22 protein-coding genes and 1 tRNA gene are annotated in these 21,312 nt (G+C 66.5%); 9 read left to right on the top strand and 14 right to left on the bottom strand.

Features of this window, described 5'->3' with window-relative positions; genetic code table 11:
- Positions 1-125 precede the first annotated feature (125 nt).
- From acpP to LU699_RS15680, 7 genes are all read right to left on the bottom strand, one after another.
- The gene (acpP, locus tag LU699_RS15710; RefSeq protein ID WP_232135906.1) at positions 126-365 is read right to left on the bottom strand and encodes an acyl carrier protein; all 240 of its coding nucleotides are present in this window, start codon (positions 363-365) and stop codon (positions 126-128) included.
- 131 nt (positions 366-496) lie between these two features.
- Positions 497-1,240, bottom strand: coding sequence for a 3-oxoacyl-ACP reductase FabG (fabG, locus tag LU699_RS15705; protein WP_232135907.1), 744 nt, complete (start codon positions 1,238-1,240; stop codon positions 497-499).
- 103 nt (positions 1,241-1,343) lie between these two features.
- Complete coding sequence (gene fabD, locus LU699_RS15700; RefSeq protein WP_232135908.1) at positions 1,344-2,291, bottom strand: ACP S-malonyltransferase; 948 nt, start codon at positions 2,289-2,291, stop codon at positions 1,344-1,346.
- Positions 2,292-2,385: 94 nt separating this feature from the next.
- Complete coding sequence (locus tag LU699_RS15695) at positions 2,386-3,177, bottom strand: BUD32 family EKC/KEOPS complex subunit (RefSeq protein ID WP_232135909.1); 792 nt, start codon at positions 3,175-3,177, stop codon at positions 2,386-2,388.
- An 80-nt stretch (positions 3,178-3,257) separates the two neighbouring features.
- A complete protein-coding gene (locus LU699_RS15690) occupies positions 3,258-4,241 on the bottom strand; it encodes a beta-ketoacyl-ACP synthase III (RefSeq protein ID WP_232135910.1) in 984 nt (327 codons plus the stop codon).
- Positions 4,242-4,377: 136 nt separating this feature from the next.
- Positions 4,378-4,572 (bottom strand): 50S ribosomal protein L32, encoded by a 195-nt coding sequence (gene rpmF, locus LU699_RS15685; RefSeq protein WP_159679179.1) that lies wholly within the window; start codon positions 4,570-4,572, stop codon positions 4,378-4,380.
- 20 nt (positions 4,573-4,592) lie between these two features.
- Entirely contained in the window at positions 4,593-5,111 is a 519-nt protein-coding gene (locus tag LU699_RS15680) for a YceD family protein (protein ID WP_232135911.1), read from the bottom strand.
- Between the two features lie 134 nt (positions 5,112-5,245).
- Between LU699_RS15680 and LU699_RS15675 the strand changes: the two genes are divergently transcribed.
- Complete coding sequence (locus LU699_RS15675) at positions 5,246-5,599, top strand: hypothetical protein (protein ID WP_232135912.1); 354 nt, start codon at positions 5,246-5,248, stop codon at positions 5,597-5,599.
- Positions 5,596-6,174: a Maf family protein gene (locus LU699_RS15670; RefSeq protein WP_232135913.1), complete on the top strand. Its 579-nt coding sequence runs from the start codon at positions 5,596-5,598 to the stop codon at positions 6,172-6,174. Before LU699_RS15675 ends, LU699_RS15670 begins: the two co-directional genes overlap by 4 nt.
- Before the next feature lie 10 nt (positions 6,175-6,184).
- On the opposite strand, the gene LU699_RS15665 is transcribed toward LU699_RS15670, so the two are convergent.
- Positions 6,185-8,032: an ArnT family glycosyltransferase gene (locus LU699_RS15665; RefSeq protein WP_232135914.1), complete on the bottom strand. Its 1,848-nt coding sequence runs from the start codon at positions 8,030-8,032 to the stop codon at positions 6,185-6,187.
- Positions 8,033-8,089: 57 nt separating this feature from the next.
- Between LU699_RS15665 and LU699_RS15660 the strand changes: the two genes are divergently transcribed.
- From LU699_RS15660 to LU699_RS15645, 4 genes are read left to right on the top strand one after another with little or no spacing between them, the layout of a single operon-like run.
- Entirely contained in the window at positions 8,090-9,037 is a 948-nt protein-coding gene (locus LU699_RS15660) for an AAA family ATPase (protein WP_232135915.1), read from the top strand.
- Complete coding sequence (locus LU699_RS15655; protein ID WP_232135916.1) at positions 9,037-9,990, top strand: DUF58 domain-containing protein; 954 nt, start codon at positions 9,037-9,039, stop codon at positions 9,988-9,990. Before LU699_RS15660 ends, LU699_RS15655 begins: the two co-directional genes overlap by 1 nt.
- Complete coding sequence (locus LU699_RS15650; protein ID WP_232135917.1) at positions 9,990-11,927, top strand: transglutaminase TgpA family protein; 1,938 nt, start codon at positions 9,990-9,992, stop codon at positions 11,925-11,927. The genes LU699_RS15655 and LU699_RS15650 overlap by 1 nt, the downstream gene beginning before the upstream one ends.
- Positions 11,924-12,415 (top strand): Slp family lipoprotein, encoded by a 492-nt coding sequence (locus tag LU699_RS15645; protein WP_232135918.1) that lies wholly within the window; start codon positions 11,924-11,926, stop codon positions 12,413-12,415. The genes LU699_RS15650 and LU699_RS15645 overlap by 4 nt, the downstream gene beginning before the upstream one ends.
- A gap of 31 nt (positions 12,416-12,446) precedes the next feature.
- Here the strand turns inward: LU699_RS15645 and LU699_RS15640 are convergent, their stop codons facing one another.
- The 4 genes from LU699_RS15640 to dnaX all read right to left on the bottom strand — a co-directional run bounded on the left by LU699_RS15640 (position 12,447) and on the right by dnaX (position 15,674).
- Positions 12,447-12,794, bottom strand: a complete 348-nt coding sequence (locus LU699_RS15640; RefSeq protein WP_232135919.1) for a histidine triad nucleotide-binding protein — start codon at positions 12,792-12,794, stop codon at positions 12,447-12,449.
- An 89-nt stretch (positions 12,795-12,883) separates the two neighbouring features.
- On the bottom strand, positions 12,884-13,477 hold the full coding sequence (gene recR / locus LU699_RS15635) for a recombination mediator RecR (RefSeq protein WP_232135920.1): 594 nt from the start codon (positions 13,475-13,477) through the stop codon (positions 12,884-12,886).
- A gap of 89 nt (positions 13,478-13,566) precedes the next feature.
- Positions 13,567-13,887 (bottom strand): YbaB/EbfC family nucleoid-associated protein, encoded by a 321-nt coding sequence (locus LU699_RS15630; RefSeq protein WP_232135921.1) that lies wholly within the window; start codon positions 13,885-13,887, stop codon positions 13,567-13,569.
- Positions 13,887-15,674: a DNA polymerase III subunit gamma/tau gene (gene dnaX / locus LU699_RS15625; protein ID WP_232135923.1), complete on the bottom strand. Its 1,788-nt coding sequence runs from the start codon at positions 15,672-15,674 to the stop codon at positions 13,887-13,889. Before dnaX ends, LU699_RS15630 begins: the two co-directional genes overlap by 1 nt.
- A 124-nt stretch (positions 15,675-15,798) precedes the next feature.
- Between dnaX and LU699_RS15620 the strand changes: the two genes are divergently transcribed.
- Positions 15,799-15,891 (top strand) — tRNA-Ser (locus tag LU699_RS15620).
- A gap of 81 nt (positions 15,892-15,972) precedes the next feature.
- On the top strand, positions 15,973-17,439 hold the full coding sequence (locus LU699_RS15615; protein ID WP_232580273.1) for a site-specific integrase: 1,467 nt from the start codon (positions 15,973-15,975) through the stop codon (positions 17,437-17,439).
- A gap of 60 nt (positions 17,440-17,499) precedes the next feature.
- Here the strand turns inward: LU699_RS15615 and LU699_RS15610 are convergent, their stop codons facing one another.
- A complete protein-coding gene (locus tag LU699_RS15610; RefSeq protein ID WP_232580271.1) occupies positions 17,500-17,973 on the bottom strand; it encodes a hypothetical protein in 474 nt (157 codons plus the stop codon).
- Positions 17,974-18,138: 165 nt separating this feature from the next.
- Between LU699_RS15610 and LU699_RS15605 the strand changes: the two genes are divergently transcribed.
- On the top strand, positions 18,139-18,894 hold the full coding sequence (locus tag LU699_RS15605) for an NYN domain-containing protein (RefSeq protein ID WP_425491642.1): 756 nt from the start codon (positions 18,139-18,141) through the stop codon (positions 18,892-18,894).
- A 40-nt stretch (positions 18,895-18,934) separates the two neighbouring features.
- Here the strand turns inward: LU699_RS15605 and LU699_RS15600 are convergent, their stop codons facing one another.
- Positions 18,935-20,536, bottom strand: a complete 1,602-nt coding sequence (locus tag LU699_RS15600) for a MobA/MobL family protein (RefSeq protein ID WP_232580270.1) — start codon at positions 20,534-20,536, stop codon at positions 18,935-18,937.
- Between the last annotated feature and the right edge of the window lie 776 nt (positions 20,537-21,312).

Genomic DNA, 21,312 nt, shown 5'->3' with positions numbered 1-21,312 from the left:
GTTGGTCGCCGCCAATACGCACGAGGCCGCAACGCGGCCTCGTGCTGGAACCTGTCTGCCCGGCCGCATCGCGGCCGGACCAGTCACACGCCCATCGGATCGAACCGTGGGCGCGGACGCGGGCATCAGCCCTTGGCGTGCGTCTTGACGTAGTCGATCGCCTGCTGCACCGAGGTGATCTTCTCGGCTTCTTCGTCCGGAATCTCGCACTCGAACTCTTCTTCCAGCGCCATCACCAGCTCGACGGTGTCGAGGGAATCGGCACCGAGGTCGTCGACGAAGGAAGCGCTGTTGCTGACTTCTTCTTCCTTGACGCCCAGCTGCTCGATGACAATCTTCTTGACGCGCTCTTCGATGTTGCTCATGGGTAGTCTGCTCCGGGGAGGCGATTTTCGGTGGATAGTGTAAGGGAAAGCCGGGCGATGGGCGCACCACCATCAAAGCCCTTGCCATTCAACGGCTTGCCCTCGGAATTGAAGTGTCGACGCCGCCCCTCTCAGGGCATGTACATGCCGCCGTTGACGTGCAGGGTTTCGCCGGTGATGTAAGCCGCCGACGGACCGGCGAGGAAGGCCACCGCTTGCGCGATGTCGTCCGGCTCGCCGAGACGGCCGAGCGCGATGCGTTCGGTCAATGCGGCCTTGGATTCTTCCGGCAGATCGCGGGTCATGTCGGTGGCGATGAAGCCGGGCGCGACCACGTTGACGGTGACGCCGCGCGAGCCGATTTCCTTCGCCAGCGATTTGCTGAAAGCAATGATGCCGGCTTTGGCCGCGGCGTAGTTCGCCTGGCCCGCATTACCGGTCACGCCTATCACCGATGCGATGTTGATGATGCGACCCTTCCGCGCCTTCATCATGCCGCGCATCACCGCCTTCGAGCTGCGGTACACGCTGGTCAGATTGGTGTCGAGGATGGCCTGCCAGTCCTCGTCCTTCATGCGCATCAGCAGATTGTCGCGAGTGATGCCGGCATTGTTGACGAGGATCGAGATCGCGCCGAACTCGGTGGTGATCGATTCAACCAGTGCTTCGATCGTGCCCGGCTGCGAGACATCCAGCACGCGGCCATGGCCGCCGTGCGCGGACAGGCGCTCGCCGATCTTCGCTGCGCCGGCGTCGCTGGTCGCAGTCCCGATCACGGTCGCGCCCTGCGCGGCCAGCGTGTCGGCAATCGCGGCACCGATGCCGCGGCTTGCGCCGGTGACGAGAACGATCTCGCCGGAAAGAGGTGCGCTCATGAGAACTCCATAGGGGCGTGTGTGACGGCGAAGATCGAACGACGCAGGCATCGGCCGCAACCACTGCCTGCAGTGTGCGCCGATCCGCGTCCTTTCGCCGGGTTCAGACCTTCCAGTCTGCCAGCGCGGCGTCGAAATCGTCCGGCGCGGCGAGCGCGCGGGCCTCGATAGACTTGTCGATGCGCTTGACCAGACCGGTCAGCACCTTGCCAGGGCCGCACTCGGTGATGCGCGTCACGCCGCGTGCCGACAGCGCTTCGACGCAACGCGTCCACTGCACCGGCAGATACAGCTGGCGCACCAGCGCATCGCGAATTGAATCGACACTCTCGTGCACCGTCGCATCGACGTTCTGCACCACCGGCAGCGACGGCGTGTGCCAGGCGACCGCGCCCATCGATTCCGCCAGCCGATCCGCAGCCTCGCGCATCAGCGGCGTGTGCGAAGGCACGCTGACCGCCAGCTTCACGACCTTGCGCACGCCACGTTCGCCGAGCAGTGCGATCGCACGATCCACCGCCGCGGCATGCCCGCCGATGACGATCTGGCCGGGCGAATTGAAATTGGCCGGCACGACGACGCTGCCGTCTTGAGACGCATCGCGGCAGACTTCGCTGACCAGCGCATCTTCGGCGCCGATGACCGCGGCCATCGCACCGGTGCCCGCCGGCGCGGCGCTCTGCATCAGCTGGCCACGCAGACGCACCAGCTTCGCGGCATCACCCAGCGAGAGCGCGCCGGCCGCGACCAGCGCGGTGTATTCGCCGAGACTGTGACCGGCCAGCGCGGCCGGCGCAGCGCCGTCGTGCTGCTGCCACGCGCGCCACACGGCGACACCGGCGGCCAGCAATGCGGGCTGGGTGAACTCGGTCTGGTTGAGCTGGGCCTCGGGGCCCTGCTGCGACAGCGCCCACAGATCGACGCCCGCGCCTTCGGAGGCTTCGGCGAATGCCTCGACGACCACCGGATGGCGCGCGGCGAGATCGCCGAGCATGCCCAGCGACTGCGAGCCCTGCCCCGGGAAGACGAATGCGAGTTGCGATGCAGTCACGCGTATTTCCAGCCTCAAAACCGGAGGCGATGATAAGTGCGAAGCCGCGACATTGTCTGTACCGGGGCGTATGCGGGCGATGCGCGGCGGCCGCTCAGAACATCATCCGCAGCAGTTCGATCTCGCCATCGTCGAGCCAGTCCCACAGCACGGCGACGACGAGCAGCATCGGCAGCAGCGTCGCCGCGCGCACGACGAGGATCGAATGCGCGACGTGGCGCGCGGACCGCCCGAGCCAGCCGATGCGCTGCGCGAAGCCCTTCAGGCGCCCCACGCGGCCCGCGTGCGCGGCGACTTCCGGCTCGCGCTGCATCACCCGCGAGAGCATGTCGGCGAGCGTATCGGTGCGGCCGTCGTAGTACTTCGCCATGCCGAACGCGAACATCAGCCAGTCGCGGGCCTGCGCCTGCGGCAACGACATCACTTCGAGCGGGTCTTCCTCGAAATCGATGAAGCCCACGCGGCCACTGTCGTCGAGCGTGATGTTGCGCGGCAGCGGTTGCCCGAAATACGCACCACGCGCATGCGCATCGGCGATCGCGTCGATCACCGCCGTCGTCAATGCATCGATGCGCGCGACATCGCCATCGGCAGCGCGCAGTTGCGCGGCGAAGGTATCGCCCAGATTGCTCAGCAGCAGCGTGGAGGCGCCTTCGCCGAGCACGCGTGGCACGCGCACGCCTTGCGCGTCGAGTTCGGCCAGGCGGCGTGCTTCGATCTGCTTGGCTTCGCCGCCACCGGGATGCGGCGGCGGACGCAGCGCGTCGATGTCGAGCCCGCGCGCGATCGCATCGAGGATGCCGAGGCCGAACTTGCGGCTGTCGCCGTCGGCATATGCCTTGAGCCAGGCGTCACGCCCGGCCACGACGATGGATTCGACGCCCATGCGGGAGCCTCCGTGTCGTGCGGACGCGAAGTCCGCGAAATGGAATCAGCTGCGGGGCCGACCGCCCCCGCACGCGGGACTCAATAGCGCAGCAGCGCCGAACCCCAGGTAAAGCCGCCGCCGAAGGCTTCGAGCAGCAGCAATTGGCCGCGCTGCACGCGACCGGAACGCACGGCCTCGTCGAGTGCCAGCGGCACCGAACCGGACGAGGTGTTGCCGTGCTTGTCGACCGTGACCACGACGCGATCCATCGGCATGTCCAGGCGCTTGGCCGTGGCTTCGATGATGCGCAGGTTGGCTTGGTGCGGAATCAGCCAGTCGATGTCGTGGCGATCGAGACCATTCGCCAGCAGCGTTTCCTCGACCACCGAATCCAGCGCCTTGACCGCGTACTTGAAGACGTCGCTGCCGGCCATCTGGATGCGCACGCCCGCATTGGGCTGGTCGTCGCGGAAGCCGGCGGACACGCCGACCGGATTCCACAGCAGTTCCTTCTTGGCGCCGTCGGCGTGCAGATGGGTGCTGAGGATGCCGGTCTCGGTATCGGCCTTGAGCACGACGGCGCCGGCGCCGTCGCCGAACAGCACGGCGGTGGTGCGCTCGCTCCAGTTGACCATGCGGGTCAGCGTCTCGGCGCCGACCACCAGCACGGTCTTCGCATCGCCCGACTTGATGAACTTGTCGGCGATCGAGAACGCGTAGAGAAAGCCCGAACATGCCGCGTTGACGTCGAACGCGCCGCAGCCGTTGGCGCCCAGCCGCGCCTGCAACAGGCAGGCCGTGGACGGAAAAATGATGTCCGGCGTGGTGGTGCCGACGATGATCAGATCGATCTCGGACGCCGATACGCCCGCGGCTTCCATTGCGCGCGTGGCGGCATGGAAGGCCAGATCGCTGGTCGTCTCGCCTTCGGCGGCGATGTGTCGCTCGCGGATGCCGGTGCGGGACGCGATCCATTCGTCGCTGGTGTCGACGAACTTCGCGAGGTCGTCGTTGGTCAGCACTTTCTCGGGCAGGTAACTGCCGGTGCCGGCAATGCGGGAATAGATGCGTTCGCTGGTCATCTGCGGAGCGGCCCTCGCGCTGAGCGCGTCATCGGAAAGCGGCATCCCTGCCGACGGCAGACGCAGCCGCCCGTCAGGGACGGAGGCTGCGCCCGGTGCATCGTGCGCCCGCCGTCAACCTGGCGGGCAGCGAGGATCAATCTTCCTCGACGACGCGCGTCTTCGGCTGGATCACCTGCTTGCCACGGTAGTAACCGTCGGCGGTGATGTGATGACGAATATGGGTCTCACCCGTCGTCTGGTCGGTCGACAGCAGCTTGGCGCTCAGCTTGTCGTGCGCGCGACGCATGCCACGACGGGACGGGGTGACGCGGGATTTCTGCACAGCCATGGGAATTGCTCCAACAGGTTCTAGTTGTTTCGATCTTTCTTCAAACCCGCCAACGCCGAAAACGGGTTGACGCGTGTCTCTTCTTCGGGCGACACCGGCCAGTCGCGATCGATCGCTTCGGAGCCGGGTGCGACCGGAATCGCGGGTATTGCCAGAATCATTTCGTCCTCGACCAGCGCGACCGGCGACAGCGAACCGTCACCTTCCAGCAGCAGCGCCTCGTAATCAGGCAGCAGGCCGGCCTCGTCCGCCTCATCGCGGATCAGACCCAACCGCTGCTCGATCTCGAGCGGCCACACGAAGCGCTTGAGCGTCCGCTGGCACACCAGCGGCAACCCGGCTTGGATGCGCAGCAGCGCGAACGGCTGCTGCAGCGCATCGCGACCGAACTCGATCGAGCAGATCACGTCATCGCCTTCGGCATCGGCCAAGAGGTCACGCAGGCGCGTCAACGACGCCAAGGGCAGGCGCCCGTCGAGGCGCATGCTGCCTGCGACCATGCGCCAAGCGTCTACCAACTCGGGCATTTGCGCGGACATAGCCGCCGAATGTTAAAGATGCAATCCCGGGCTGTCAAACCGGCATCCATGGCGGCCGGACCAGTCGGCACGCGGATTTGCCGGCATCGCGACCCGCCGGGCAGACTGGCCCGCCGCGCTACAGGACTTCCTGCGTGCAGCCGATCCCCAGCCTGCTGCTGGCCACCCTGATTGCGACCGCCATTGTACTGGCGTGGCGCCACCGCGTCCGGCGCCGGCACCGCGCGTATGCGCGCGTACTGGACGCTGCCGACACCTTCGAAGCGCGGCTGCGGATCGCGCGTGCCCAGATCGGCCAGGACGGCGGCGATCCAGTGCGCGACGCGCTGCAGGAGATGCTGCGGCAGCGACTGTGGCTGCAACAGCACGGCGCCAGCGCGGATGTCACGGCGCTGGAGGCGATGCGAGAATCGATCGAACAGGCGCAGGCCCGCATCGACCGGCAACTGGCCCAGCTGGCGCTGGTCCGCGCCGGAGGCAGTGCATGAACCCGCCGCTGATCCTCGGCTCGACATCGGTTTATCGCCGCGGGCTTCTGGAGCGCCTGCGGCTGCCGTTCACCTGCGAGCGGCCGGACGTCGACGAGACGCCCGGGCGCGGCGAAGCCCCTGATGCGCTCGCGATCCGGCTCGCACAGGCCAAGGCCGAAGAGGTTGCCGCGCGGATGCCCAGCGCCTGGGTCGTCGGCTCGGACCAGGTTGCCGCGCTCGATGGTCGTCCGCTCGGCAAACCGGGCGGCCGCGACGCGGCGATCGCGCAGCTGATGGCGATGTCCGGTCGCAGTGTGGTCTTCCACACCGTACTGGCGCTGGCGCGATCGGGAGAGTCGACATTGCAGGCGCAGGACCGCACCGAAGTCGTGTTCCGCACGCTGCAGTTCGACGAGATCGCGCGTTACGTCGATGCAGAACAACCGTTCGACTGCGCCGGCAGCTTCAATTGCGAAGGACTCGGCATCGTACTGTTCGAGGCGATCCGCAGCGATGATCCGACCGCGCTGGTCGGACTGCCGCTGATCGCGACCGCGCGCCTGCTGCGCGCGGCGGGCTACGCCCTGCCCTGAGAGGCGCGCCTCAGCGCGCGGGCGCGACCTGGATCGGCTGTTCGGCCCAGCGTTCGACCGAGCCGTCGTGGCCGGTGATTTCGAGTCCGAGCCAATGGCGGCCGGGCGTGAGCGTCGCCGGATCGATCGTCGCGCTGAAACCGATATTGACGCCCGCGGGATCGCGGGAATCGCCAGCCAGGAACCGCTCGACGATCCATGGATTCGGCGCGCCGTACTGCGCCTGCACGACCGGCACGCCATCGAGCGTGATCGCGACCGATGCGACGCCGCTGCCGTCCTTGACCGCCCAGCCGCGCACTTCGAACGGCGCATCGACGCGCGCGCCCGCCAGCGGCGTATCGACATACGCGAGGGCCGGCGTGACGCAATCGCCGGCGCCTGCCTTCGCATCCGCATCGAAGCGCGACAGGATGAAACGCTGCGCGCCGCGGTCCGCATTGACGACGCGCGATACCGGCAATGCCCCCATACGCGCACAGATCGTCTGGTAGCGCTGCAGCAGTGCACTGAACTTCACGTCGTTGGCGCCGGTGACGAGCAGCACCGGGCGTCCGGCCAGTTCGGCGCGATCGTCGAGCTGTAGATGCCAGAGCTGCAACTGCGGCGCGCGACCGTGATGGCGATTGAGTGGATGGTCGAGCACGCGGATGCGCGGATCGCCGAGTGCGAAACCGAGCTCGGCGCCGATCTTGAAGTTGTCGGCCACGAGCACCGTGTCGGCCGGCATGGCCGCGAGCTCTTCGCGTACCGCATCGGCCAACGTGTCCCAACCTGCGAAGTTCGATGGATACCACTTCAGTCCCGCGCTGCGCTCGCGCACTTCAGGCGCGGACACCGCGGCGTAGTAACCGACCACACCGATGAAGCCGAGCGCCAGCGTTACCCACGTGGCAATGCGCAGCCAGCGTGGCCACGTCATCAGCACGAAACCGACCAGCGGCAGCAGTGCGAGATAGCCCGGCAGTGGCCAGTGAAAACTCGCGCGTTCGGTGTCGGCGACGAAGCCGAGCGCGAAGAAGCCCAGCACCATCAGCCCGCCGGACATCGCGAGAAAGCGCGCCGCGTCGTCCGGCGCCCGGCGCAGGCGCCACGCCGCGATCAGCAGCGCGGCGAACAGCAGCGGCGTCACCATCACCGCCTGGATCACGATGAACTGCCAGCCGTCGGCATGCAGCGCCCACGGATGCCGATCGACCATCTGGAAGCGCAGTCCGGCTTCTGCGTTGTCGACATTCCACACCAGCAGCGGAATCCACGCCGCGGCGCCGGTCGCGATCGCGATCCACACGCGCGGGTCGCGCAGCGCTTCGCGGCCCTTGGCGATCGTCAGCAGCGCGACGATGCCGACGCCGATCACCGCGATGAAGCGGTAGTGACTCAGCGCGCCGAGCGACAAACCAAGCGCGAGCAGCAACGCACCGCCGTGAGTCACGCCGCGCAGCAGGCGCACGCCCGCATCCAGACACAGCACGGTCGCCAGCGCGAGCATCGCGTCCGGCAGTGCCATCACGCCGAGCGAGCCGAGCAGCGGCAGCAGCAATGCCGCGCAGCCGGACAGCCACGCGGACTGTGGATCGAACTCGCGCGCGGTCAGGCGCACCACCAGCCACGGCACCAGCGCGGAGATCGCGATGAAGGGCAGACGCACCGCGAGCAGACCATCGCCGAAGACTTCGGTGCCGATGCGGATCAGCCACGCGGTCAGGCCCGGCAGATCGGAATAGGCGAACGCGGGATGCTGGCCTTCGAGCCAGTAGAACGCCTCGTCGACGAACAGCGGCAGCCGCGCGGCGATGGCCAGTTTCAGCAGCACGATCGTCGTCCACAGCACGACGAACACCGTGCGCATTTCCATCCGCCGCATTGAACTCGACCTCGCTACACTCGGGGGGACCGCCGCAGGAGCACATGCATGCCCGACCCGACGACGCCCGCCATGCTAACCGACACCCAGCGTGAAGCCCTGTCGTCATCGCTGGCCCAGGTGAACCGGCTGGTGCTCGGCAAGGAGACGGCAGTGACGATGAGCTTCGTCGCGCTGCTCGCCGATGGCCACATCCTGATCGAGGATCTGCCCGGCCTCGGCAAGACGACACTGGCGCATGCGATCGCCGCAACCGTGGGCCTGGATTTCCAGCGCGTGCAGTTCACCTCGGATCTGTTGCCGTCGGACGTCGTCGGCGTGTCGGTCTACGAGGGCAGCGCGCGTCGCTTCGAGTTCCATGGCGGCCCGGTCTTCACCAACGTGTTGCTGGCCGACGAGATCAATCGCGCACCGCCGCGCACGCAGAGCGCGCTGCTCGAGGCCATGGCCGAACAACAGGTCACCGTCGACGGCACCACGCATCGCCTGCCCGATCCGTTCTTCGTCATCGCCACGCAGAACCCGGTGGATCTGTCGGGCACGTATCCGCTGCCCGATTCGCAGCTCGACCGCTTCCTGCTGCGGCTCACGCTCGGCTACCCCGATCGAGACGCAGAACGCGCGCTGCTGTCGGGCAGCGACCGCCGCACGCTGATTGCCGAGACGCTGCCCCGACTCGGCGCCGACGATCTGCGCGCCTTGCGCCAGGCGGTCACGACGATCCATGCGAGTCCGGCGCTGATCGATTACGTACAGGCGCTGATGGCACGCAGCCGTCAGCATCCGGGCGTGCGCGTGGGCCTGTCGCCGCGCGCCGGTCTCGCGTTGCTGCGCGCGGCCCGTGCATTCGCCTTGTTGCAGGGCCGCGGTCACGCACTCCCCGACGACGTGCAGACTCTGTTCCCGTTGATTGCCAGCCACCGCCTGGTCGCAGAGGCCGATGCGGCCGGCGACGGACTGGCGGCGTCGATCCTGCAGGCCGTGCCGGTCGACTGATGCCCGCGTTCGCCGACCTGCGCCGTCGTGTCGAAAGCTGGGCGCGTCCGCGTCGGCCGGAAGTATTGCCGGCGCGCCTCGACCGCAGACGCATCTACATCCTGCCGACGGGCTTCGGTGCCTTCGTCACCGCGCTGTTGGCGACGATGGCGATCGGTGCGCTCAACTACAACAACAATCCGGCGTTGCTGCTGTGTCTGCTACTGGTCGGCGCGGCACTGGCCAGTCTGCTGTGGACGCAGCTGCAGCTCAGCGGGCTCGAGATTCGTGCAGTGCACGGCGAACCGGTCGCGGCCGGCACGCCGATGCCGCTGCATGTGCATGTCGAAGCAGCGCCCGGCCGCGAGCGTCGCGGTCTGCGCGTGGTGATCGGCGACAGCGCGGCGCTGCTGTCGCTAGGCGAATCCGGCGGCGAAGCAACCGTGGCCTTGCCGACGGTTCGGCGCGGCTGGTTGACATCACCGAGGCTGCGCATCAGCACCACACGCCCGCTGGGTCTGGCGCGTGCGTGGTCGTGGGTCTGGCCGACGACACGCTTTCTGGTCTACCCCACGCCGGAGGCATCCGGTCCGCCGTTGCCGGAGGGTGGCGGCGACGAAGCGCAGGCCCGGCTCAATCCGGCGGGCGAGGAGTTGCATCATCTGCGCGACTGGCGCTCGGGCGATGCGCCGCGGACCATCGCGTGGAAGGCCTCGGCGCGGCGCAATACGTTGATCGTGCGCGAGTTCGAGCGCCCGCAGGGCGATGACCTGACGCTGGACTGGCAGCGTCTCGGCGCTCTCGACCCGGAATCGAAAATCCGCCGGCTGGCGCGTTGGGTCGACGAGGCCGAGCGCGAGGCCGTGCGCTATCGACTGCAGCTTCCCGGCCAACCGGTGATCGGTCCCGATCGCGGCGCCGCGCATCGCCACGCCTGCCTGCGCGCGCTCGCGTTGCTGCCGGACGCCGGCTGATGGCGCGCACCGCACTCGCGCTCGATACCGCCGGCCGTCGCTGGTCGCTGATCGCGGCGGCCGTCTGCCTGCTGCCGCTGTTGCTGCAGTTGCCGATGCCGTTGCCGCTGGTCATCGCTGGCGCAGGCGCGATCGCTGCGGGCATGGCGTCGCGGCGCGCGGCACCGGGCTGGCTGCGCACTGTGCTGGCGCTCGCCGTGTTCGGGCTCGTGCTCGCGCAGGGCGGGATGAATTTCGGCCGCGACACCGGCTGCGCGCTGCTCGCCGGCATGCTCGCGATCAAACCGTCCGAACTGCGCACCGTGCGCGATGCCCGCAGCCTGCTCGGCTTCGCCCTGTTCGCGCCGTTCGCGACCTTCCTGCTCGACCAGGGGCCGCTGTCGCTTGTGCTCGGTCTCGTCGGCGCGGTGCTGGTCCTTGCGGCACTCGCGCGAGTGTCGGAACAGGAATCGGGACTGCCCGCGGCCGGCGTGCGCCATGCCACCCGCATCGGCATCGTCGCGCGTCTGATCGCGATCGGCCTGCCGTTGGCACTCGCTGCGTTCTGGCTGTTCCCGCGTCTCGCGACGCCGCTATGGGGCATCCCGGATCTGTCGACCGCGCGGCCCGGCCTGTCGGACGAAATGTCGCCCGGCGACTGGATCGATCTCATCGCCGACGACACGCCTGCGATGCGCGTGACCTTCCGCGGCGCCGAGCCTTCCACCCGCGGGATGTACTGGCGCGGCCCGACGCTGACGCAATACGACGGCCGCACCTGGACCGCGTCGCAATGGCTGCGCAGCCTGCCGCCAGCGACGGTCGAGCACGGCGCGCCGACCTGGGACTACGAGATCGCGCTGGAGCCGACCGAGCGCAATCTGCTGGTCGCATTGGAGATGCCGCTCGCATTTCCCGACGGCATGCGCGCTGCGCACGAGTACACGCTGACCAGCGAGCGCCGCCTCGACCGCGTGACCCGCTGGCAATTGCGCTCCGCGCCACCGACCCGCTTCGAAGCGGATCTGCCCGATTCGCTGCGCCGTCTGGCATTACAGCTGCCCGAGGATTTCAATCCACGCACGCGGGCGCTGGCGCAGCGGTGGCGCGCCGAGACGGCCGACGACGGCGCGCTCGTCGACCGCGCGCTCGCCTGGATCCGCAGCGATTTCGCCTACACGCTCGACACGCCGCTGCCTGGCCGTCATGCGGTCGACGAATTCTTGTTCGACTATCGCGCCGGCTTCTGCGAACACTTCAGCTCCGCGTTCGCCGTGCTGATGCGCGAGGCCGGCATTCCGTCGCGTGTCGTTACCGGCTACACCGGCGGCACCCGCAACCGCTTCGGCAACTACTGGATCGTCCGGCGCATGGACGCCCACGCCTGGAACGAAGTCTGGCTCGAAGGCCGCGGCTGGGTACGCGTCGATCCGACCGCCGCTGTGGCGCCCGAGCGCATCTACGACACGCTGGAAGACCGGCTCGGCGCCGACGCCGGCGGCGGCGCGCTGCCGATGGCCGACCTCGGCGACTGGGCGCGGCGCGCGTGGAACGATTTCGTGCTCGGTTTCGACGCCGCGCGCCAGCAGCGCATGCTCCAGCGCATCGGCTTCGAGAACATCGACACTGGCGGCCTCGCTGCGCTGTTCTCGCTGTGCGCGGCGCTCGCGCTGGGCTGGATGCTGTGGCTGGTCGCGCGGACCGAACGCGAGCGCGATCCGCTGCTGCGTGCCTGGCATCGACTGGGACACCAGTATGCGCGCCTCGGTCTGGCCCGCGAACGGCACGAGCCCGCGATCGCCTGGGCGGAACGCGTCAGGGCCGCGCGTCCGCACGAAGCTGCGCTCGTCGCCCTCACCCACCGTTTCGTCGCGGCCCGCTACGCTCCATCGGCGTCCGATGCGACGCTGGTGCGGGCACTGCGCGCGCACCGTCCATCACGGGAGACCGCTCGATGACCGCCCTTCGCCTGCTGCCCGTTGTCGCCGGCGCCCTGCTGCTCGGCGCGTGCGCGTCCCAACCGAAACCGCTGCAGGGCGGCTACGTTGAAGCGCTGACACCGCACGCTGCCGTGCAAGGCGAGCACACCGGCGCGATGGTGCGCTGGGGCGGCCGCATCGTGCAGGTGGAACCGCGCACCGACGCCACCTGTTTCGAGATGATCGCCACGCGGCTGACCGCGACCGGCCGCCCGTACTGGGCCAGCGACGACACCAACGGCCGCTTCATCGCCTGCCGCGCCGGCTTCTACGATCCGGCGGTGTTCGAGGTGAATCGCGAGGTCACCTTCACAGGCCGCATCGCCGGCTACGACTCGCGCCGTGTCGGCGAATACGACTATCGCTTTCCGCGCGTCGAGGCTGATGTGGTCTATCTGTGGCCGAAGCGCGAGCGCGTCGACGTGATCACGCGCCCGGCGCCATGGCCGTGGTGGGGTTACTGGTGATCGTCGTTCTGTAGGAGCGCGCGGTTGCGGATCACGTTGCAGTGCCGAAGCGCCCCAGAGGTGCGCCAGCCAGCAGATGCAGATGGATCTGGAACACCGTCTGGCCACCGTGCGCGTTGCAGTTCATGACGATGCGATAGCCGTCTTCGGCGAACCCCTGCTCTTTCGCATACCGCGCGGCCGCAACCGCCAGCCGCCCGATGATCTCGGGCGCGTCCACCGGCACATCATTAAGCGTGGCGAAGTCCTGTTTCGGCACGAACAGCACATGCACCGGCGCCTGCGGCGCGATGTCGCGGAACGCGATGACGTGGTCGTCTTCGAAGACGATGTCGGCCGGAATCTCGCGCTGGATGATCTTGTGGAAGATGGTCGTCATGGGCTTCTGGAATCGAGAGCGAGGGTTCCAAAAAGCATACGTCACCGCTCACGGCACACGCCCTTCATTCCACGTGCGAACGCCGATCCTCAGGCGACTTCGCTGCGACTGCCGAACGCATGCGACAGCGTGCCGCGATCCACGTACTCCAGCTCGCCGCCGAGCGGCAGACCATGCGCGGGCCGACTCGGCCGCACGCCATGCTGACGCGCGATCTGCGCCAGATAATGCGACGTGGCCTCGCCTTCGACGGTCGGGTTGGTCGCGATGATCAGTTCCTGCACTTCGCCTTCGGCCAGGCGCGCGCCGAGCAGATCGAGCCCGAGTTCATGCGGGCCGATGCCGTCGAGCGGACTCAGCCGGCCCTGCAGCACGAAATAGAACCCGCGAAATCCCGTGGCCTGCTCGATCGCGAGCCGGTCGGCGGGCGTCTCGACCACGCACAGCGTCTGCGCATCGCGCGCCGCGCTGCTGCAGGTCGGGCAGACCGGCGTTTCGCTGAAATCACGGCACCGCTGGCAGTGGCCGATCTTCTCGACCGCTTCGGCCAGTGCCGTCGCCAAGCGCGCGCCTCCCTCGCGCCCGCGTTCGAGCACGTGATAGGCCATGCGCTGCGCGGACTTCTGCCCGACACCGGGCAGCACGCGCAACGCATCGATCAACTGTTCGAGCAGGGAGGACATGCGATTGCTGATTCGTCAGAGGTGATTCGTGATGACTGACAGCTGGCAGCACGCGTAGCCTGTCGCCTCGGATCCCGAATCACCGCCCCTCAGAACGGCAGCTTCATGCCGGGCGGCAGCGGCATGCCGGCGGTAGCACCGGACATGCGGCTCTTCGACTCTTCATCGACCTTGTTCGACGCGTCGTTGAACGCAGCGGCGATCAGGTCCTCGGCCATCTCCGGGTCCGACAGTACGCTCGGATCGATGCGCACCTTGCGGCATTCCTTGTTGCCGGTCAGCGTGATGGCGACCATGCCGCCGCCGGCGCTGCCCTCGACTTCCAGACTGGCGAGTTCCTGCTGCACGCGCTGCATGTTTTCCTGCATCTTCTGCGCCTGCTGCATCAACTGGGCAATGTTTCCACGCATCACTGAAATCCTCGTTCTTCAAAAGGGCGTATCGAATCGGGCACCACTTTGGCGCCCTGCTGCGACATCAGCCGCTGCACGTCCGGATCGGACATGAAACTGGTTTCGGCGTTCGACTGCCGCGCGTCGCGCTCGCGCGCATTGCGTTCGTGCAGCGTCACGGTTTCGCTGGCGGCCGCGGTCTCGAAGCGGATCTGCGGCGCGCCGCCGAGCGGGCCAGCGAGCGCCTCGCAGAGCTGGTGGACCATGATCGGCGCTTTCAGATGTTCGTCCGCCTCGGGCAGCGCGAGCCTGAGCACGGCGCCGTCCAGCGAGACGAAGGCAGCGCTCGCGGCAAGTTCGCGCACCGGACCGCGCAGCGGCAGATCGGCGACGAGATCGAGCCACTGGTGCGCATCGAGCGTGCGCAGCTTCGCAGTGACAGCCGGCGCCGGTGCTTCGGCGCGCGGCGCGTCGACCGTCGGCTGATCGACGGACGGCGCAACGCGCACAGGCTCAGGTGCCAGACGCGCAGGTGGCGTTTCCACGACCACGCGTGGTGGTGTCGGCGTGGGAACGGCTCGCGGCGACGGCGACGCCGCGCGCGGTGCAGGCGCGGACTCGGGCGCCGCCTGTGCAGCCAACGCAGCACGCGCCGCGGCCGGACCGCTCGCACGGTTACCGCTTCCCGCGGCAGGCGCAGCAGCGCCGCCTTCTGCAGGACGGAACGCCAGCATGCGCAGCACGGTCATCTCGAAACCGGCGCGCGGGCTCGGCGCCAGGCCGACATCGCGGCGTCCGTTGAGCGCCATCTGGTACCAGAGCTGCACGACTTCCGGACGCACCGCCGATGCGATCGCATCGACATCCACGCCGTCACTCTCGACGATGACTTCCGGCACCAGCTGCCGCACCTGGATGCGATGCAGTGCTTCGGACACCGCATCGAGCACCCCGCCCCAGTCGGGCGAGAATTCGGCCAGCGTCGCGACCTCGGCAAGCAGCGCCGCACCATCGCCATCGGCCAAGGCAGACAGCAGCGCACCGACGCGCGTGCGATCGACACTGCCGAGCATCGTCGCCACCGCCGCGTCGCCGAGCGCACCGCCCTCACCGCCCGCACCGGTGTAGGCGATGGCCTGGTCGAGCAGCGACAGACCGTCGCGCAGACTGCCGTCGGCGGCCTTCGACAACTGGCGGATCGCACCAGCCTCGACCGCGATGCCCTCGGCTTCGAGGATCCGGGTCATCTGCCCCTGGATCTGCTGCTCGTCGAGCCGCTTGAGGTTGAACTGCAGGCAGCGCGACAACACGGTGACCGGCAACTTCTGCGGATCGGTCGTGGCCAGCAGGAACTTCACGTGCCCCGGCGGTTCTTCCAGCGTCTTGAGCAGCGCGTTGAACGCCGACTTCGACAGCATGTGCACTTCGTCGATCAGGTAGACCTTCACCCGGCCGCGCGAAGGCATGTACTGCGCGTTGTCGATCAGCTCGCGCACATCGTCGACGCCGGTATTGCTGGCGGCGTCGATCTCGAGCAGATCGATGTAGCGGCCCGCGTCGATCGCGCGGCAGGTCTCGCACTCGCCGCAGGGATCGGACGACGTACCCGTCTCGCAGTTCAGGCTCTTGGCGAAGATGCGCGCGATCGTGGTCTTGCCGACGCCACGGGTGCCGGTAAACAGGAAGGCGTGATGCACGCGGCCGGTTTCCAGCGCATTGGTCAGCGCACGGACCACGTGCTCCTGGCCGACGAGCTCGGCGAACCGCTTCGGACGCCACTTCCGGGCGAGGACGAGATAAGACATCCCCGTATTCTGCCACGCCCCCAACGGTTCCTTGTGACCGCAGGCGCCGACGGATAGAATGGCCGGCCCGCGGCGTCCCAACGCCGTTGCGCAGCGCCCAAGCGCTCCGCGAAGGGCCAGTTCTGGAGAGGTGTCCGAGCGGTTGAAGGAGCACGCCTGGAAAGTGTGTAAGCGTCTAAACCGCGCTTCGGGGGTTCGAATCCCCCTCTCTCCGCCAGTCTAAGATAAGCCCTTGATTTTCAAGGGCTTTTTCTTTGGATTCGGAATTCTTGACGGGACACCGGCTGGGACACAGCCGATGCGAATCCCTCACTACCTCATTAGAAATGCGTCAGGCTGCTTCGTCTTTCGCCTGCGCGTGCCGAGCCGTCTCCAAGCCCTCCTTGGCCGCAAAGTCATCAAGCATGCTCTGCGCACGCAGTGCGTCCGCGCAGCCCAGCAGCACGCGCTGATCTTGGCCGAGCGGTATGCTCGGGCCTTCGAACATTTCGGGTGGCATCGGATGCCGCGGGGACCAAGCGTTGAGGACATCTTGGCGAATGTGGCCGAGGGTGGCCTGTCGCGATATGAAATCGATCTCGCCTCAGGCCGCGTCCAGGCTTCCGATGCTGAAGATCACCGCCGCGCGATGGAAGCGCTGGCGCTGATAGGCCGGATTGACCATCTGCGCCAGCCGAGTGCCGCCCCGCCAGCCTCCACCGTGCTTCCGCCCGCAGCTGTAGCCCCAACCGCACCAGCGGTGGCCGAGCCGCTGACGATGAAGCAGGCGAAGATCGCATGGCTGCGCTCGATCGAGGCCAGCACTACCAAGAAGACGCTGAGCATCAAGACCGCGGCGGTCGAGGATCTGGTGCGCTTCATCGGTGAGAAGCGCCAGCTCCACGCGCTCGGGCGCCCCGATCTCGCCAAGTGGTATCAGTTCCTCCGGGACGACGGGATCGCGACCCCGACTCTCACCAACAAGCAAAGCTACATCGGCGGCAAACACGGCTTCTTTTCATGGGCAATGGCCTCGGGCCACTACCCGCCCGGCGACAACCCCGCGAAGGGGCACGTGTCCTACACCGCGAACGAGAAACGCAAGCGCAAAAAATTCGGATTTAAGGCCTTCACGCGCGAGGAGATCGCCCTCCTGTTCGCCCCCGAGAACTTCGAGACGCTGCCCCTCCACACCCGCTGGGCGTGTCTGATTGGTCTTTACACGGGCGCGCGGGTTTCCGAGGTCGGGCAGCTCCGCGTTCTCGATGTCATCGAGCTCGAAGGCGTGCCATGCCTGAGCTTTTCGGACGAGGGGGAGCACCAGAGCCTCAAGAGCGAATCGAGCCGCCGCGTCGTGCCGATCCACCCGCGCCTTCTGAAGCTTGGGCTCCTCGACTATGTCAAAACCCAGGTCCGCAGGAACGCACGCGACCTGTTCCCCAACGGAAAAGAAGATGCCGTCAACGGCCGGGGCAGTTGGATCACCAAGGCCATGGGGAACTACCTCGCCAAAATTGGATCGAGCTGGCCAAAGGCCAAGCGCGGCTTCCACTCGTTCCGAAAGAGCGTGATCCAAGAGCTGCAAGGGGCCGGCGTTGCATCTGAAATGCGCGCGCAGCTGGTGGGCCATGAACTCGATGACGAGCATCATGCGGTTTATTCCCGTGAGTTCACGCCGCGCGAAAAACTGACTGGCGTGCGCTCAGCGCAGTTCTCCTCGCCTGGACTAAGCGCGCTGGCGTTCGACATCAACGTCGATGCGGTAATCAGGCCCGTCAACACGTAGCGCTCGAATGAGCGCTCACCTGAGCCGCCGCCCCGGAGCTTGAAAGCCCTCGCTTAAAGCTTAGGGACTCGGAGCTCCCCCCAAGTGGTTTGCGCGACTCGCGATGCGCGCTTCAATGAGTTCGATACGTGCCCGCTGACGCTCAACAAATGCATTCCCCTTGCTCAGCCGATTCAAAATTCCGAGTGGGTAGATCGCGCAGGCATAGAGCGACATGCCCAAAACCGCGACAAAGGGAAGCACGTACCGCCCGCCGTTCTCAATAACGGCCATAGGCGCATAGACGATGCTGATGCCCAAGATCGCAAAACAGATCAGCGCCTGACGCCCCAAAAGAACACCAACGCCAGATGGATTGCGCTTGAGTTCAAGGACACAGTCAAGCTCGCCACGCAAGATCCGCAAACTTATCCGATCGTTGAACATGCCGACACGCAGACGCACCCACCCAAAAGCCCAAGACAGGCTCGCCACGAAGATACCGGCCAGCACAGTGTTCAGAACATCCTTGAAATCAAAGCCGAAGTTGTCCACGGAGTAGGTCCTGTCGGTGAGGTCAATGCGCCAACTGACGCCAATGCAATTCAAGTAGTCTGCGGTCTCAGCAAGCGAGACACGGACGTGATCGATGTCGCAATCTCATCAATCCAGCCGCCAAAGCGCACGCCGCCACGCGTTTGAATTCCGAGAGCTAAGGTCATGACAATGACAGCGCCGCAAGATGCATCCGTCGCTGTTCTTGTCGACTGCGACAACGTTCCACCCGACATCGTGGACCATGCCCTGCTCATGGGTGCACAGTTCGGACGTGTTGTGCTGCGGCGGGGCTACGGGAACAGCGGCACCCTCGCCCACCGCTGGCAAGACGTGCTCGTGCGCCAGGCGTTTACGCCCTGCCTCCAATATCAATATGCCTCCGGCAAGAACACCGCCGACATCGCACTTGCTCTTGATGCCCTCGAAGCGCTTTTCGACGAGCGCGTTGAGGTCTTTTGCCTTGTAACCAGCGACTCGGACTTCGCCTACCTCTGCCGAAAGCTGAGAGAGCGCGGTGCGACTGTCTGCATAATTGGCGAACCCAAAACGCCCGACGCGCTGCGAAACGCTTGCGATCAGTTCTTTGAATGGATGCCTCAGGTTCGGGCTGAGGAGGCGCTCTATACAGCCGCCGATGCCGCCAACACGAACGCGTCGCAGCCGACCCCTTCGCTTCCACTTCCCAAGCGCCGCCCCCGGTTCGTCATCGAAGCGGTTTCCCTCCTTGCGGACGACGCGTCAAGCGGCGCGGTGTCGCTCAGCGCCCTTGGCACTTACCTGCGCCGCGCGGACCCCGCGTTTTCTCCCAATGCCTACGGCCACTCAGGACTCCTCAACATGATTAAGACTTACGATCTGCTGGAACTTCGTCAGGAAGGCCAGCACTGGTTCGTGAGTCCTGCAGCGGCCCAAGACTGAGTGGGTGCTACGCCCGCCCAGTGCGCTAAATCTCCACGCATCACGAAAGCCTGAGCGACGAACCTGGAGCGCCTCGGGGCGCAACGCGCCAATCCAAGGGCGCCGCATTCTGAAGAAGGTGGCGCACGTTGCCTTGCGTTGGGAAGTCGGTCTCGATCACCCGCTGCGCCTCCAGCATCGCGGCCTTTGCAATGCGGACTCGCTCGTCTTGGCCGTAGCGGGCGCCGCTCGTCGTCAGAGCCTTGGCCTTGGTCAGCTCCTGCCGCACTGCCTTCACCTTCGGATCCCGCCCGTCGAGCCCCGACAGGGCGAGCAGCTCAGAGCGCGCGATATCGACGCGCCGAGCTGCTTCAAACGGTACTTTATAGGCGGCTGCATATTCTGCGATTGCCGCTGCGAGCTCCTCGGCGCTTTCAAAGAAGTATCGACTCGACGCGTGCGCCTCTACGCGGCGAACGCTCGCGCAGGCCATAGCCGAGCGCAGCACAGGCTCAATCTGCGCGCCTGGCACAGCTCCGATACCGATTACAGCATTGCGGGCGATCTCATTGAGGTTCTCAAGCCATGCTTCGATCATCTCAGCCTCGGCGTTGAGCACCTCGGCGCCATTGCCATTCGCACGCATCAGGCGCGCGACGCGGGAGAGGTGCAGCGCGGTTGGGCTTGGCACCTGGTTAAGCGCGCCGCGGCCGCTTCCACGTGGATGTAGTGATCCCAGCGGCTCGATGCGCTCGGAGCTTTTGTACACCTCTGAAGCTGCTGTTATGGCCGGCGAATGCTCGCGCTGGTGATCTGCAAGCGCGGACGCATGACTGTGCCCAGCGCTTGGCGGAACGAAAGTGCCCGACTGAGCCGCGAGCTCGACGGCCTGATCGAAGGTTGTCGCCGGAAGCTGGACGGCCGGGTGGCGGAACACCCGCGGGTCGACGCCCTTTCGAAGCATCGCCGTGATCGCCTTGCCTCGGTAGCGCGTCGGAGGACGGTTGAGCGCTGCGGCGCGTTCGAAATCTCCAGCCGCCGCCGCCGCCCGCGACTGATCCACTAAGCTTCGATGGTCCACAGTTTCAAAGCGCCCGGCGGCCGCGAGATGAGTGTTGACGATGCCCGACACCACTTCGCGCACAGCCTTCACCTCATCCGCCCCAGCGCCGCCTCGCGCATCGAACGCGGCGCCCGCCCGAGCGCCGAGGGCACCGGGCCCGACCTGACGAGCGGACATCAGCAGATGCGTGTGGAAGTTGCGCTGATCCCCCCGCTCACTCGGCGCATGGATGGCGACCAGCACGGCGCAGCTGTAGCGATCCACAAGCATCTGGCCGAGCGCAAGCGCCAGCGCCTCGCGCGCCCCAGGCGAAAGCTCGCTCGGGAGCGATACCTCAAGTTCTCGCCCAACGCGCGCGTTCGCCCGTGACTCGGCTGCCTCATTCGCCTGCCAGAACCGGTGGATGTCGAGGCACCATTCGGGCGCACCCTTAGGTGCGAGCATCCGAAACGACACCACCCCGCGGCGCAGTGAGTAGCGATGAATCTCGCGAGTTTGTGTGTCCACGAGGTCAACGCCCGTCCGGTAAGCCGCGGCAGCCATGGACGACTCGCCCTTACCGCGGGAGAAATTTTTGATGTTCGCGTGATAGATCGCCATGCAGATCTCCTGAATGGCGAATAGAGATAGGGCGAAGCGGAAGCTTGTAAAGCGCCGCAGGCCGCACGGTTTCCATGAATATGGAAACCATAGGTGCGCTCTTGCTTCACCCGATTCTGCGTCTTTCAGGCTGGTATCCAGACACAACTCAAATTCTCGGTGCAGTCCGTTCACGGCGACCGCCGGCTACGAACACCGCGCGGCCCAAGAGTGAGCACGAGCGCAGTTGATTCTTTTGCCCTCGCTAGCTGCAAGCAGCGGGATGCGTCGAGACGCGGCGAAGCAACACCTTGCGCAGTGACCGCTGGAAAAAATAGCCTAGACCCAGCGCAGACAGCTCACTGCGCGCCGCCGCTTTCAGCCGAGCGTGGCGCAGTCACTCGTCAGATCTTGACGCACTCGCACTTCGCCTTAGCGTTTTTCAGATCAATTGGATGACGAAGAGCGCTGCGTCTAATCCTTCGGTTGGTCCATCCAGCGCAAGGTAGTCAGCAGCAACACACCACTCCAGCTCCGCAGCAGCGAAGGCTAGCTGGTCATGAGATACGACGGCGCTCTCACCTTGATCACGGGCTGGCAACTATTGGTCCAGATGGCCTATGCGCACGAGCAGTCCGTCGAAGCCGCCGTTCGCCTCGCCGTTAAAGATGCGACGCACAGCGAAGCGATACGCGCCTGGGCAGCGAGCGGCGGCGCCACCGCGCTTCCGCGCGCGCTCGATCAGGAGATTAATCTGCGCGTTGCGCGAATTGCGCGCGGCGAGCAGGCTGTGCTTA

The organism is Luteimonas fraxinea, from assembly GCF_021233355.1.
GTDB classification, from domain to species: domain Bacteria; phylum Pseudomonadota; class Gammaproteobacteria; order Xanthomonadales; family Xanthomonadaceae; genus Luteimonas; species Luteimonas fraxinea.
This window is presented reverse-complemented; position numbering and strand designations above follow the sequence as displayed.